Annotated in this window: 15 protein-coding genes; 2 read left to right on the top strand and 13 right to left on the bottom strand. The window is 64.8% G+C overall.

The annotated features are described in order from the left end of the window. Positions 1 to 3: 3 nt before the first annotated feature. From Q1W68_RS04555 to Q1W68_RS04545, 3 genes are read right to left on the bottom strand one after another with little or no spacing between them, the layout of a single operon-like run. Positions 4 to 726 (bottom strand): NAD-dependent deacylase, encoded by a 723-nt coding sequence (locus Q1W68_RS04555; RefSeq protein WP_300653192.1) that lies wholly within the window; start codon positions 724 to 726, stop codon positions 4 to 6. A gap of 2 nt (positions 727 to 728) precedes the next feature. Continuing rightward, on the bottom strand, positions 729 to 1,472 hold the full coding sequence (rlmB, locus tag Q1W68_RS04550; RefSeq protein WP_300653190.1) for a 23S rRNA (guanosine(2251)-2'-O)-methyltransferase RlmB: 744 nt from the start codon (positions 1,470 to 1,472) through the stop codon (positions 729 to 731). Between the two features lie 32 nt (positions 1,473 to 1,504). Beyond that, on the bottom strand, positions 1,505 to 2,203 hold the full coding sequence (locus Q1W68_RS04545) for an ABC transporter ATP-binding protein (RefSeq protein WP_300653188.1): 699 nt from the start codon (positions 2,201 to 2,203) through the stop codon (positions 1,505 to 1,507). On the opposite strand from Q1W68_RS04545, the gene Q1W68_RS04540 reads away from it, so the two are divergent. Beyond that, positions 2,202 to 2,894, top strand: coding sequence for an arylesterase (locus tag Q1W68_RS04540; protein ID WP_300715694.1), 693 nt, complete (start codon positions 2,202 to 2,204; stop codon positions 2,892 to 2,894). The genes Q1W68_RS04545 and Q1W68_RS04540 overlap by 2 nt on opposite strands. Positions 2,895 to 2,900: 6 nt before the next feature. Beyond that, positions 2,901 to 3,968 (top strand): tRNA 2-selenouridine(34) synthase MnmH, encoded by a 1,068-nt coding sequence (mnmH, locus tag Q1W68_RS04535; protein ID WP_300715693.1) that lies wholly within the window; start codon positions 2,901 to 2,903, stop codon positions 3,966 to 3,968. Between the two features lie 35 nt (positions 3,969 to 4,003). On the opposite strand, the gene Q1W68_RS04530 is transcribed toward mnmH, so the two are convergent. The 10 genes from Q1W68_RS04530 to hfq form a co-directional block, all read right to left on the bottom strand. Beyond that, entirely contained in the window at positions 4,004 to 4,189 is a 186-nt protein-coding gene (locus Q1W68_RS04530) for a hypothetical protein (RefSeq protein WP_300653180.1), read from the bottom strand. Between the two features lie 32 nt (positions 4,190 to 4,221). Next, complete coding sequence (locus Q1W68_RS04525) at positions 4,222 to 5,421, bottom strand: PLP-dependent transferase (RefSeq protein ID WP_300659464.1); 1,200 nt, start codon at positions 5,419 to 5,421, stop codon at positions 4,222 to 4,224. After that, the gene (locus Q1W68_RS04520) at positions 5,409 to 5,933 is read right to left on the bottom strand and encodes a phosphoribosyltransferase (RefSeq protein ID WP_300659462.1); all 525 of its coding nucleotides are present in this window, start codon (positions 5,931 to 5,933) and stop codon (positions 5,409 to 5,411) included. The genes Q1W68_RS04525 and Q1W68_RS04520 overlap by 13 nt, the downstream gene beginning before the upstream one ends. 82 nt (positions 5,934 to 6,015) lie before the next feature. Further along, positions 6,016 to 7,404 (bottom strand): adenylosuccinate synthase, encoded by a 1,389-nt coding sequence (locus Q1W68_RS04515; protein WP_300715692.1) that lies wholly within the window; start codon positions 7,402 to 7,404, stop codon positions 6,016 to 6,018. Next, a complete protein-coding gene (locus Q1W68_RS04510; protein WP_300653172.1) occupies positions 7,401 to 8,594 on the bottom strand; it encodes an ATP phosphoribosyltransferase regulatory subunit in 1,194 nt (397 codons plus the stop codon). The genes Q1W68_RS04515 and Q1W68_RS04510 overlap by 4 nt, the downstream gene beginning before the upstream one ends. 118 nt (positions 8,595 to 8,712) lie before the next feature. After that, on the bottom strand, positions 8,713 to 8,895 hold the full coding sequence (locus Q1W68_RS04505) for a DUF2065 domain-containing protein (RefSeq protein ID WP_291213590.1): 183 nt from the start codon (positions 8,893 to 8,895) through the stop codon (positions 8,713 to 8,715). Between the two features lie 59 nt (positions 8,896 to 8,954). Next, the gene (gene hflC, locus Q1W68_RS04500) at positions 8,955 to 9,848 is read right to left on the bottom strand and encodes a protease modulator HflC (RefSeq protein ID WP_300659452.1); all 894 of its coding nucleotides are present in this window, start codon (positions 9,846 to 9,848) and stop codon (positions 8,955 to 8,957) included. A gap of 31 nt (positions 9,849 to 9,879) precedes the next feature. Next, the gene (hflK, locus tag Q1W68_RS04495; protein WP_300653231.1) at positions 9,880 to 11,184 is read right to left on the bottom strand and encodes an FtsH protease activity modulator HflK; all 1,305 of its coding nucleotides are present in this window, start codon (positions 11,182 to 11,184) and stop codon (positions 9,880 to 9,882) included. Positions 11,185 to 11,318: 134 nt separating this feature from the next. Beyond that, complete coding sequence (hflX, locus tag Q1W68_RS04490) at positions 11,319 to 12,479, bottom strand: GTPase HflX (RefSeq protein ID WP_300653165.1); 1,161 nt, start codon at positions 12,477 to 12,479, stop codon at positions 11,319 to 11,321. Between the two features lie 103 nt (positions 12,480 to 12,582). Next, positions 12,583 to 12,852 (bottom strand): RNA chaperone Hfq, encoded by a 270-nt coding sequence (gene hfq / locus Q1W68_RS04485; protein WP_300653229.1) that lies wholly within the window; start codon positions 12,850 to 12,852, stop codon positions 12,583 to 12,585. Positions 12,853 to 12,878 lie beyond the last annotated feature (26 nt).

The following is a 12,878-nucleotide window of genomic DNA, read 5'->3' as shown; positions in this document are numbered from 1 at the left end:
GGATCAAGCCAGCAACGACGGCAGGCACAGCGCCGCAGGCTCCCTGAGACACCGTTCGGCCACCGCATCGAGCGGCGTGGCCTCGGGGTTCACCATCACCACGCGCGCGCCGCACTGGTGGGCGGTGAGCGCCAGACCGGCCGCCGGATAGACCTCACCCGAGGTACCCACCACCAGCATCAGCTCGCACTTGCGCGCAGCCTGCTCCGCCGCTTCGAGTGCGGCCGCCGGCAGGTGCTCGCCGAACCAGACCACCGCCGGGCGGCGCAGGTTGCCGCACACCGGGCAGCGCGGCGGTTGGCCGGGCTGGATGTTGTCGGGCTGACAGCACGTACGCGGCGCGTCGAGCCACTGGTCTTCGGCGATGTTGCCGTGCAGGGCCAGCGCATCTGACTGGCCCGCGCGCTGGTGCAGGCCATCCACGTTCTGGGTGATGAGGGTCAGGCGGCCAGGATGTCGTTCTGCGAACCTGGCGAGTGCCAAATGACCTGCGTTGGGCTGCACGGCGGCGATCATCTCGCGCCGATGGGCATACCAGTCCCAAACGCGCTGGGGATGGGCACGAAAAGCGGCCTCGGTCGCCAGGTCTTCGGGGTTGAACCGGGACCACAACCCGGTCTGCGCGTCGCGGAAGGTGGGCACACCAGATTCGGCACTCATGCCCGCGCCGGTGAGCACGGCGATGTGGCGCGCTTCACCAATCCAGCGACGCACCGAGTCGTGCATGTTCAACTGCGCTGGCGCAGCGCCTCGTACAGACACACGCCGCTGGCCACCGACACGTTCAGGCTCTCCACCGCGCCGTGCATGGGAATGCTCACCAGTTCGTCGCAGGTCTTGCGGGTGAGCTGGCGCATGCCCGCGCCTTCGGCACCGAGCACCAGCGCCACCGGACCTTTGAGTTCCACCTGGTAGAGCGTCTTCGGTGCGTCGTCGCTGGTGCCGATGACCCAGATGTTGCGTTCCTTGAGTTCGCCCAGCGTGCGCGCCAGGTTGGTCACCATGAAGTACGGCATGGTCTCGGCCGCGCCGCTGGCGACCTTGGCCACGGTGGCGTTGATGCCGGCGGCGTGGTCCTTGGGCGCGATCACGGCGTGTGCACCGGCGCCGTCGGCCACCCGCAGGCAGGCGCCGAGGTTGTGCGGGTCGGTGATGCCGTCGAGCACGAGCAGCAGGGGTGGCACACCGGTGGCCTCCAGTTGCTCCAGCAATTCGTCGAGCGAATGCACCTGCTTGATCTCTTCGACGCGCGCGGCCACGCCCTGGTGGCCGTGGCTGCCCGCGAGCTTGGCGATGCGCAGGCCGTCGGCCTCGATCAGGCGGGCGTTGGCCTCGCGGGCCTTGTCGAGAAACTGGCGCATGCGCGCATCGCGGCGCGTGGGCTCGTAGTAGATCTCGATGATGGATTGGGGCGCGGTTTTCAGGCGCACGCCCACGGCATGAAAGCCGAAAAGCACTTTGGGGGAAGACATGCCCGGATTATCCCCTCCGGGCGCAGGCGGCCTCAGGCAAGGGCCGCGGTCTCTTTCGCTTCGGGCACCACCTGCCCGGCCTCGATGGTGATGCGGCGTTCGCAGCGCTGCGCGATGCTTCGATCGTGCGTGACCAACACTAGCGTCGTGCCCTGCTCGCGGTTGAGGTCGAACATGAGTTCCATGATCTTGCCGCCGGTGGCGAAATCGAGGCTGCCGGTGGGCTCGTCGGCCAACAGCACGGCGGGCTGCACCACGAAAGCGCGCGCCAGCGCCACGCGCTGCTGCTCGCCGCCCGAGAGCACCTTGGGGTAGCTGGACAGGCGCTCGCCCAGACCCACGCGTTGCAGCATGTGGGTGGCGGTGGTGCGTGCGTCGCGCCGCCCGGCCAGCTCCAGCGGCAGCATCACGTTTTCCAGCGCGGTGAGGTTGCCCAGCAGCTGGAAGCTCTGGAACACAAAGCCCACCTTCTGTGAACGCAGCGCGGCGCGCTGGTCTTCGTCCATGGCGAACAAATCGACACCGTCGATGTGAACTGTGCCGCTGGTGGGCGTGTCCAACCCGGCCACGATGGACAGCAACGTGCTCTTGCCCGACCCGGACGCACCCACGATGGCGGCGGTTTCCCCTTTGTTCAGGGTGAAATCGATATCGCGCAGAATGGTCAGCGACCCGGTGGAGTCGGTGACCGACTTGAACACATGCTGGACCGCAATCATCACATCGGACATGGAAGGACTTCTCAAGTTGAAACGCCGTCACTTTAACGCGCTGGTCTGCAGTGTGTGCGCGCTCGCCGCTGCAGGGTCTTTGGGCCATGCACTGGCGCAGGCACCTGCGCAAGCGGCCAGCAGCAAGCTGCCGGTGGTCCTGGTGGTCGGCGATTCGCTCAGCGCCGAATACGGTCTCAAACGCGGCACCGGTTGGGTGGCCTTGTTGAGCGAAACCTTCGCCAAAGAGAAAGTGAAGGCGCGCGTGGTCAACGCCAGCATCAGCGGCGACACCACGTCGGGTGGGCGTTCGCGCATCGCGGCCCTGCTCAAGCAGCACCAACCCAAGTGGGTGGTCATCGAGTTGGGTGGCAATGACGCCTTGCGCGGCCTGCCCCTGAACATGACGCGGGACAACCTGGCCACCATGGCGCGGCTGTCTCGCGAAGCGGGGGCCCAGGTGCTGCTGCTGGGCATGGAGATGCCGCCGAACTACGGCGCGAAGTACGCACAGGAGTTCCGCGAGGTCTTCACCGCCGTGGCCAAGGCCGAGAAGACCGCCCTGGTGCCGTTCTTTCTGAAAGACGTGGCCGACACCAAGGACCCGACCGCGCTGTTCCAGAGCGACCGCATCCACCCCAACGAGTCGGCTCAGCCCACCATGCGCGACAACGTGTGGCCCGAACTTCGCAAGCTGATCGCCCGTCGATAATCGGGCATGCCCGTCCACACCCTGAATGCCACCGAGGCGCTGAGCCGCCTGGCCGAATTCGACCTGATCATCGACGCTCGCACCGAAGACGAGCACGCGCTCGACCATGTGCCGGGCGCGGTGAACTGGCCCACGCTCGACAACGAAGAGCGCATCACCATCGGCACGATGTACAAACAGGTCAACCCGTTCGAGGCCAAGAAACGCGGCGCGGCCCTCTCGGCCCGCAACATCGCGGCCCACATCGAGCGCGAGGTGATCGACAAGCCGCGCACCTGGAAACCGCTGGTGTACTGCTGGCGTGGCGGCAACCGCAGCGGTGCGCTGGCCACCATCCTGGGCGCCATCGGCTTTCAGGTGACGCTGATCGAAGGTGGCTACAAGGCCTGGCGCGCGGCGCTGGTCGACTCCTTGCCCGCGTTGGCCGAAAGGCTGCGCTACCGCATCGTCTGTGGCCCCACCGGCAGCGGCAAGACGCGTCTGCTGCAAGCCTTGGCTGCGCAGGGTGCGCAGGTGCTCGACCTCGAAGCCCTGGCCAGCCACCGCAGTTCGGTGCTGGGCCACATACCCGGCCAGCCGCAGCCGAGCCAGAAGCGTTTTGATTCGATGGTGTGGTCTGCCCTGCGTGGCTTCGACCCGGCGCGCGTGGTGTACGTGGAAAGCGAGAGCAAGAAGGTGGGCAACGTGCGTGTGCCCGATGCCCTCATCGACGCCATGCGGGCCAGCCCCTGCATCGACCTGCGCCTGTCGGACACGGAGCGTGTGGCACTGCTGCTGGAGGACTACGACTTCTTCGTGAAAGACCCGGTGTCGTTTTGTTCGCGCCTGGAAGCGCTGACCGAGTTGCGCGGCAAAGAGGTGGTGACGGGGTGGACCGAGCAAGTGATGCATGGTCAGACGCCCGACGTGGTCCTGGAGCTGCTGACCCGCCACTACGACCCGATGTACGCCCAGTCGATCGGGCGCAACTTCAAACAGTTTCCGCAGGCCCTGCCCTGTGAGCTGCGGGACCGTTCAGCCGATTCGCTGAACGAAGCTGCGCGATCCTTGATCGCCAGCGAAAGCGCGGCCTGAGCGAGGAGCCCAGGCCGCTGACAAGACCCAAAAGGTCAGTTGCCTGCGCCAGCGCCGTCGCCGCCCGATGCGCCGTCTGGTGCATCAGTGCCCGGCTCTTCCGGTGCATCGGTGTCGTCGTGGCGGCGGCCTTCGGCCTTGGCCTTGAGCTTTTCCTCTTTCTTCTTCTTCTTGGCAAGCTCGCGCTGGCGTTTTTCGTATCCGTAGTTGGGAGTAGCCAAATCAGTCTTTCAGGTCTGTTGAAACGAAGGGGTCAGGCTTGCAAGGCGCTCATGGCCTGTGCGAGGTCGGCACGCAGATCGTGCACGGATTCCAGACCGACCGCAAAGCGTACCAGACCACCGGCGTGCGGCCATGCGCGCGTGCGAATGGAGGCCATGTCGTAGGGGGCGCAGAGGCTGATGGGTCCGGCCCAGCTCCAGCCCAGGCGGAAGAGCTGGAGGCTGTCGCAAAACGCATCGATGCGCGACTGGGGAATGGACGCGTCGAACACGGCACTGAACAGACAGGCCGCCGCGGTGGCGTCACGCTGCCAGGCGGCGTGCCCGGGCGAGTCGGGCAAAGCGGGATGCAACACCTGAACCACCCCCGGCTGCACCTGCATCCACTGCGCCAGCGCGCGGGTGGCCGTGTCCTGCGCCTCGTAGCGCAAGGCCATGGTCGGCAGGTTGCGCAGCACCAGTTCGGCATCGTTGGCGGCCACACCCAAGCCCAGCCGCATGTGGGTGAGCAGCACCTGGCGGTGCAAGGTTTCATCGCGCGTGACCACCGAGCCCATCAACACGTCGGCGCCGCCACTGGGGTACTTGGTGAGCGCCTGCATGGAGATATCGACGCCCAGATCAAACGCGTTGAAGGCGATGCCGGCGCCCCAGGTGTTGTCGAGCACCGTGACGATGGACCGTTGTCCTCCGCGAGTCTCATTGGCCTGCTGCACACGGGCCACGAGCGCAGGAATGTCGGGGAACTCCAGCGTGATGGAGCCGGGTGCTTCCAGCCAGACCAGGCGCGTGGCGGGCGATATGTGCCGCGCCAGGTCGTCGGGGTCCATCGCATCGAAAAAGCGGTGGGTGATGCCCCAGGCCGCCAGCTCGACCGCAGCAAACGCCTTGCCCGGACCGTAGGCGTTGTCGGGGATCAGCACCTCGTCGCCGCTGCGCAGGAAAGCCATGTCGACCAAGGCCACGGCAGACAGTCCGCTGGGCACCAGCACGCAATGGTGGCCGCCTTCGATGGTGGCGATGCGCTCCTCCAGCGTGAAGGTGGTCGGCGTGCCGTGCAGGCCGTAGGTGTAGCCGCTCTTGTCTTTCCAGTCGTAGGTGCGCAACGCCTGGACGTTGGGAAAGAAAACGGTGGAGGCCTTGTGCACACCCGGCGCCACCGCCTCGAAGCCTTCAGGCGGCTTGTAGGGGTGGTGGATCAGGCGGGTGGACAGGTCTCTCACAGCTTCCATTTCTCCAGCAGTTGGGCGGGGCGCATGCTGTCGTAGCCCTCGAACGGCTGGTGGATCCAGGGATTGGTCGGCAGGAACTCCACCGAGTAGTCGGGCGTGAAGGTCGAGAGTTGCTTGGTCCAGATCACCGCGCTGCGCATCTCGGTGATGGGCGCGTAGTTGTTCTTGAGCATGTCGATCACGGCCTTGAGCGTGTGACCGGAGTCGGCCAGATCGTCAACCAGCAGCACCTTGCCGGCGATCTCGCCTTTCGGTGTGGTGATGTAGCGCGCAATGTCCAGGTTGCCCTGCTGCGTGCCGGCGGCGGCTCGGTAAGAGCTGGTCGACATGATGGCCAGCGGCTTGTCAAAAATACGCGAGAGGATGTCGCCGGGGCGCATGCCACCACGCGCCAGGCACAGGATGGTGTCGAACTCCCAACCGGATTGGTGGACCCTGAGCGCGAGCTTCTCGATCAGGTTGTGGTACTCGTCGTAGGAGACGTAGAGGTGTTTGCCGTCTTCGGTGAGCATGCGGACTCCGGGTGGGGGTATCGGTCGGGATTCTTGCACGGTACACGGCGAGTTGGGCCGCTCATGCACCGATCAGCCGTGCTTAGCCGTGATAGGGGTGGTGCAGCAGGATGGTGTGGTCGCGGTCGGGGCTGGTCGACACCACATGGATCGGCACACCCGTGGTTTCCTGAATCCGCTGCAGATAGCGGCGCGCGTTCTCAGGCAACTTGTCGTACTGCGTGACACCCACCGACGAGTCGCTCCAGCCCGGCAGGGTTTCGTAAATCGGCGTGCAACGGGCAATGTCTTCGGCACCCAGCGGCAGGATGTCGATGGTTTCGCCATCCAGCTCGTAGCCGGTGCAGAGCTTCAGTTCTGCAAGACCATCGAGCACATCCAGTTTGGTGATGCACAGGCCGGTCAGGCCGTTGACCTGGGCCGAGCGCTTGAGCAACGCCGCGTCGAACCAGCCGCAGCGGCGGCTGCGCCCGGTGGTCACGCCTTTTTCTGCGCCCACCGTGGCCATGTGCCAGCCGGGCGTGCCTTCTTTTTCCCAATCGAGTTCGGTCGGGAACGGCCCACCACCCACGCGGGTGCAGTAGGCCTTGGTGATGCCCAGCACATAGTGCAGCAGGCCCGGGCCCACGCCGGCGCCGGCGGCGGCGTTGCCGGCCACGCAGTTGCTGGACGTGACAAAGGGGTAGGTGCCGTGGTCGATGTCGAGCAGCGTGCCCTGCGCGCCTTCAAACAGCAGATTGGCACCGGCCTTGTGGGCTTCGTTCAGTTCGCGCGACACGTCGGCGATCATGGGTTTGAGCAACTCGGCCTGCTGCATGGCTTCGGCGAACACCGGCTCGAACTGGATCGCGCCGTCTTTCATGTAGGCCGCGATCTTGTCGTCCCAGACCATGTCGGCCGAATGCAGGTAGCTGGTGAGCAGGTGGTTGTGCAGGTCGAGCAGCTCGCGCAGCTTGGCGGCGAAACGCTCGGGGTAGCGCAGGTCCTGCACGCGCAGGGCGCGGCGGGCGATCTTGTCTTCGTAGGCCGGGCCGATGCCACGGCCGGTGGTGCCGATCTTCTCGGTGCCGGCCTTGACCTTGGCGGCTTCGCGCGCAATGTCGATCGCAGCGTGGAACGGAAGGATCAGCGGGCAACCTTCGCTCACCCGCAGGCGCGAACGCACTTCGACACCGGCTTTCTCAAGACCCGTGATTTCTTCGAACAGTTTGCCCACCGAGAGCACCACACCGTTGCCGATGTAGCACTTGACACCGGCGCGCATGATGCCGCTGGGAATCAGGTGCAAGGCGGTCTTCACACCGTTGATGACCAGCGTGTGCCCGGCGTTGTGACCACCCTGGAAACGCACCACGCCGGTGGCGGTTTCGGTCAGCCAGTCGACCAGCTTGCCTTTGCCCTCGTCGCCCCACTGGGTCCCCACCACCACCACGTTGCGACCGGGTGTCACGGCGTTGCTGCTGTTCTTCATTGGCTGATTTCCGTTTGAATGTTCTTCACTGCCCATGCGCCCGCCTGTGCCGCGTCGGGCACCAGTTCGCGGTCGCAATGGAATTCGTCGACTTCGTGTTCGTGGCCGGGCAACACGCAGACCACCGTGTGGCCCTGCGCGCGCAGGCCGGCCACGGCATTGCGCAAGCTGGCGTCCATGCCCCATGGCGCGCGGATCGCGGCCACCAAAGAGCGTGGCGCCACGGCGGCCACGAGCTCCTTGAGATCCAGACTGAAGCCCACCGCCGGGCGGTTGCGACCGAACACGGCGCCCACCTCGTCGTAGCGGCCACCCCGGGCCAACTCCAGCGACTGGCCCGCACTGCCCTGCCCTGCGTGCGCAAACAAGGCGAAGCGCATGCCGGTGTAGTAGGCGTAGCCGCGCAGGTCGGCCAGATCGATCGACACCGCCATGTCCTGCGCGTGCGAAGCGAGCCAGCGCAGGTTGTCGAGTGCCGCGTGCAGGGCCGGCGACGCCTGCAGCGTCTGTCCGGCTTCATCGAGCACAGCCACGTCGCCGAAGAGTCGAGGCAATGCGCAGAGATCGCGGCGGACGTTGGTCGGCAGATCGCGCGCCAGCACCTGGAGCTCGGCCACGTCCTTGGCATTGAGCGCCGCGTGGATGCGGGCTTCCTGCGCCGCGGTCAGCGTCACCGGCGCCAGCACAGCGTCGATCACGCGCACATCGGCCATGTCGAGCTGAAGGCCCTTCACCCCGGCCACGCGCAGACTGGCTTGAGCCAGCTCAATCACCTCAAGGTCAGCCTCCAGACCGGCGTGACCGTAGATCTCGGCGCCGAACTGTAAGGGTTCGCGACTGGCCAGCGGGCGGTCGATGCGCGTGTGCACCACCGGGCCGCAGTAGCTAAGGCGTGCCACGCCCTGGCGGTTGAGCAGGTGCGCGTCGATGCGCGCCACTTGCGGCGTGCTGTCGGCGCGCAAACCCAGCGTGCGGCCAGACAACTGGTCGACGAGTTTGAAGGTTTGGAGGTCGAGTGCTTCGCCGGTGCCGGTGAGCAGCGATTCGAGATGTTCCAGCAGGGGCGGCATCACCAGCTCGTAGCCATAGCCACGGGCCGTGTCGAGCAAGCTCCTGCGCAATTCTTCGATGTGGCGGGCCTCGGAAGGCAAGACATCGGCTATGTGATCCGGGAGGACCCAGGCAGACATGGGCATTTTCAGGAGCTGTTAAAACCGCGATTTTACCGGGGTGCGGCACGGTATCCGCAGGGTGATCGCGCAAGGGGCCGGGAGCGGGCGCATCCAGCGCCCGTCTGGCCAGGGAAATTCAGCCGAGCAGCCAGACCATCAGCACGCCGATGGCCACGCAGACCAGGCCGAAGAAACGCAACTGTCCGTCGCGCAGGCCAAGCATTTCAGAGAAGACCCGGCGCCACAACCGCGGCGCCACCAAGGGCAGGATGCCTTCGAACACCAGCACCAGTGCCAGTGCGGTCCAGATCGGGTCCACGCGGCAACGGCTGAGCGATCAGCGCTGGCCTGAGGTGCAAGCGCTGGTCGTCATGCGGCTCAGCGGCTCGGCGCCAGGTTGCTGCTGCGCAGCGACTTGAAGAAGTCGGAGGAAGGATCGACCACCACCACGTCGGACTTGCTGGCGAAGCTCGATTTGTAGGCTTCCAGGCTGCGGTAGAACTGCGCAAAGGCAGGGTCGCGACCAAAGGCCTCGGCGAACGACGCGGCGGCCTTGGCATCGCCCTCGCCCTTGATGAGCTGCGCATCGCGATAGGCCTCGGACACGATCACCTCGCGCTGGCGGTCGGCATCGGCACGGATCTTTTCACCCTCGGCAAAACCGGTGGAACGCAGTTCGTTGGCCACGCGTTTGCGCTCGGCTTCCATCCGCTGGTACACCGACGCAGTGATGCTCTCGGCGTAGTCCACGCGGGTGATGCGCACGTCGACCACGTCCATGCCCCAGGGTTTGTCGGCACTGCGCACAGCGGCGAGCACTTCGCGCTTCACGTCGGCCATCAGCTGTTCGCGCCGGGTCGACAGCAGTTCGTTCACGGTGCGCTTGTTCACTTCCTGCTGGAACGAGTTGCGCACGACACGGTTGAGCTGCAAGGCGCCCGCGCGCTCGGTGATCCCGACGTTGCGGATGTACTCCTGCGGCTCGGCGATGCGCCAGCGCACGTACCAGTCGATCACCACACGCTGTTTCTCGGCGGTCAGCGTCGGCTCGGTGTCGGTGCTCTCCAGCGTGAGCAAGCGCTTGTCGATATAGGACACGTTCTGGAACGGTGGCGGCAACTTGAAGTTCAGGCCTGGCTCGGTCACGACCTGCTTGATCTGGCCCAGCTGGAAAACCACGCCGAACTGGCGCTGGTCAACCACGAACAGCATGGAACTGGCGATGGCCAGCGCCACGACGAGGCTGGTGAGGATGAAACCCAATTTGTTCATGTGCGGTGCTCTTTGGTCTCGTGTGCGGCGTTCAGCGGCTCTCGCGCTCGCGCGAGCGGGCTGCGTTGTCAAGGCTGCGGCTGGCCGGGGTGGCGGGGGCCGCGCTGGTTGGCGCTGCGGGCGCTGCGGGCGTCGCAGACGGCGACTGGGTCGTCATCTGCATGATCTTGTCCAAGGGCAGGTACAGAAGGTTGTTGCCGGCCTTGGAATCCACCAGCACCTTGGTCACATTGCTGTAGATCTCCTGCATGGCGTCTGTGTACATGCGCTCCCGCGTCACCTGCGGGGCCTTCTGGTATTCGGTCAGCACCGAGCGAAAGCGCTGGGAATCACCTTCTGCCTGCGCGACGATGCGGGCGCGATAGCCTTCAGCTTCTTCGGTCAGCCGGGAAGCTGCACCGCGAGCCCTTGGGACCACATCGTTGGCGTAGGCCTCGGCTTCGTTCTTGGCGCGCTCGCGCTCCTGACCCGCCTTGAGCACATCGTCAAACGAAGCCTGCACCTGCTCGGGCGGACGGACACCGCCTTGTTGCAAGTTGATGCCCACGACCTCGATACCCACTTTGTAGCGATCCAGGATGTTTTGCATCAGCGCGCGCACCCTCGGCGCGATCTGGTCGCGCTCTTCGGCCAGAGCAGCGTCCATCTTCATCTTGCCCACCACTTCACGCACCGCCGTTTCGGCGGCCTGAACCACGGAAGCATCCGGATCCCGGCTCTCGAACAGGAATGCACGCGCGTCGTTGAGGCGGTACTGCACGGCAAACTTGATCTCGACGATGTTTTCGTCTTCCGTCAACATGGCCGACTCGCGAAGACCGGTGGCGGGCACCAGGTTGTCCCGACCCACATCGACCGAGCGAATCTGCGTCACGAACACCGTCTCGTGTCGCTGGACCGGGTACGGCAAGCGCCAGTTGAAACCAGCCCCGACCGTGCTGTTGTACTTGCCGAACTGTGTGATGACGGCCTGTTGGCCCTCTTGCACGATGAAGAAGCCGGTGCCCAGCCAGATCAGCGCCGCAACGCCGACAATGAGTCCCGCGCCAATGCCGGTCGTTTTCGGGCTCGGGTTGAAGTTGGGCATGCCACCACCGCCGGAGCCATTGCCGCCGCCCTGACCACCACCCTTTTTGCCCAACAAGCCGCCGAGCTTGCGATTGAAGTCGCGCCACAGCTCGTCAAGGTCTGGAGGACCCTGGTTGGGCCCCTGACCACGAGGGCGCTGAGGTGCCCGGTTGTCGTCGTTGCGATCGGGTTCCTGTCCGTCTTTCGAACCTTCGTTGCGGGGTGCATCGTCGCCCCGACCCCAGCGTGGATCATTCAAATTGAACATGCCCAACAACTTGCTCACGCCGCGTCGGGGTTTGGACCTTGGGCCAGGCTGCTCAGCGCGGGAGGGGGTTTGCAGATTCACATCCATGTGTTGCCAACTTTTTGTCGATTCAAAAACCATCACATTGTGCCCAATCAGGACAGCGGACTTTCAATTTCGGGGAACGCCCCCGGGCTCATGGGGCCTTGCCCGCCTTTGAGGTTCATCACCCGCGCCGCCAACAGTGCTCGCAGGGCGGGCAAACCCTCGCCGGTCTTCGCACTCACGTAGATTCGAGACACAGGCTGCCCATCCAGTTCCATTTGATCACTGAGAACATGCGGACGGTTTGCTTCGTCCATGGCGTCGAGTTTGTTGAACACCAGGATTTGAGGGACTTGCTCGGCCCCGATGTCATTGAGCACGCTCATCACAGACGCAATTTGCTCCGGGTGCGAGGGATTGGATGCATCCACGATGTGCAGGAGGAGATCGGCGTCAGCGGCTTCTTGCAAGGTCGCCGCAAAGGCATCGACCAACCCGTGCGGGAGATCGCGGATGAACCCCACCGTGTCGGACAACGACACCGAACGGCCCGCCTCGCCCAGGTAGAGCTGGCGGGTCGTCGTGTCGAGCGTGGCAAACAACTGGTCGGCCGCGTAGGCGCGTGCCTTGACCAAGCCGTTGAACAACGAAGATTTGCCAGCGTTGGTGTACCCCACCAACGAGATGGAAAAGGTATCGCGCCGCTCACGCTGACGGCGCTGGGTGGCGCGCTGCTTCTTCACTTTCTCAAGCCGCTCTTTGGTGCGCTTGATCGACTCACCGATCATGCGGCGATCCAGCTCGATCTGCGTCTCGCCGGGGCCACCGCGCATGCCGATGCCGCCGCTCTGACGCTCAAGGTGCGACCAGCGCCGCACGAGTCGGGTGGAAAGGTACTGAAGCCGAGCGAGTTCAACCTGCAGCTTGCCTTCGTGGCTGCGGGCACGCTGCGCGAAGATTTCCAGAATCAGCAACGTTCGGTCATTGACCGGCATCCCCAGGTGGCGCTCCAGATTGCGCTGCTGGGCCGGGCTGAGCGATTGGTCGAACAGCACCTCTGAAGCGCCGGTCGACTGGGCCAACAGTTTGATTTCGTCCGCCTTGCCGGAGCCCACGAACAAGGCTGGGTCGGGTGCTCTGCGCTTGCAGGTCACCCGATCGGCCACCGAATAGCCCGCCGTCTGGGCCAGCAGACCCAATTCTTCCAGCGGGGCGTCAAAGTGAGGAGCACCAAAATCCACGCCCACCAGAATGACCGATGGGGTGGACATGGACGGTACGTCGGGTGATTTCAAATGGGTTCAGTGACAGCGCGGAGGGCGCTGCGCACCGGGTCGTGGCGCGAGTCCGACCCGGCATTCAGGGCGCCAGTGTTCAAGGTGCGGTTGAGTCGTCTGCAGCCGCTGCGGTGAACTGCACGGGACGCCCCGGAACGATGGTGGAGATGGCGTGCTTGTACACCATCTGGGTCACGGTGTTGCGCAACAGAACAACGTATTGGTCGAACGACTCGATTTGCCCCTGCAACTTGATGCCATTGACCAGGTAAATCGACACGGGGACGTGCTCCCGGCGCAGCTGGTTCAGGAAGGGATCTTGCAAGAGTTGGCCTTTGTTATTGCTCACGATATTCTCCGTGTTCAGAAAAAAGTGGATAGGAAAACAACCAT

The sequence above is a fragment of the Hydrogenophaga sp. genome, from assembly GCF_030158645.1.
Taxonomy (GTDB): domain Bacteria; phylum Pseudomonadota; class Gammaproteobacteria; order Burkholderiales; family Burkholderiaceae_C; genus Hydrogenophaga.
The sequence above is the reverse complement of the archived record's forward strand: the minus strand, read 5'-3'. Positions and strand labels throughout refer to the sequence as shown.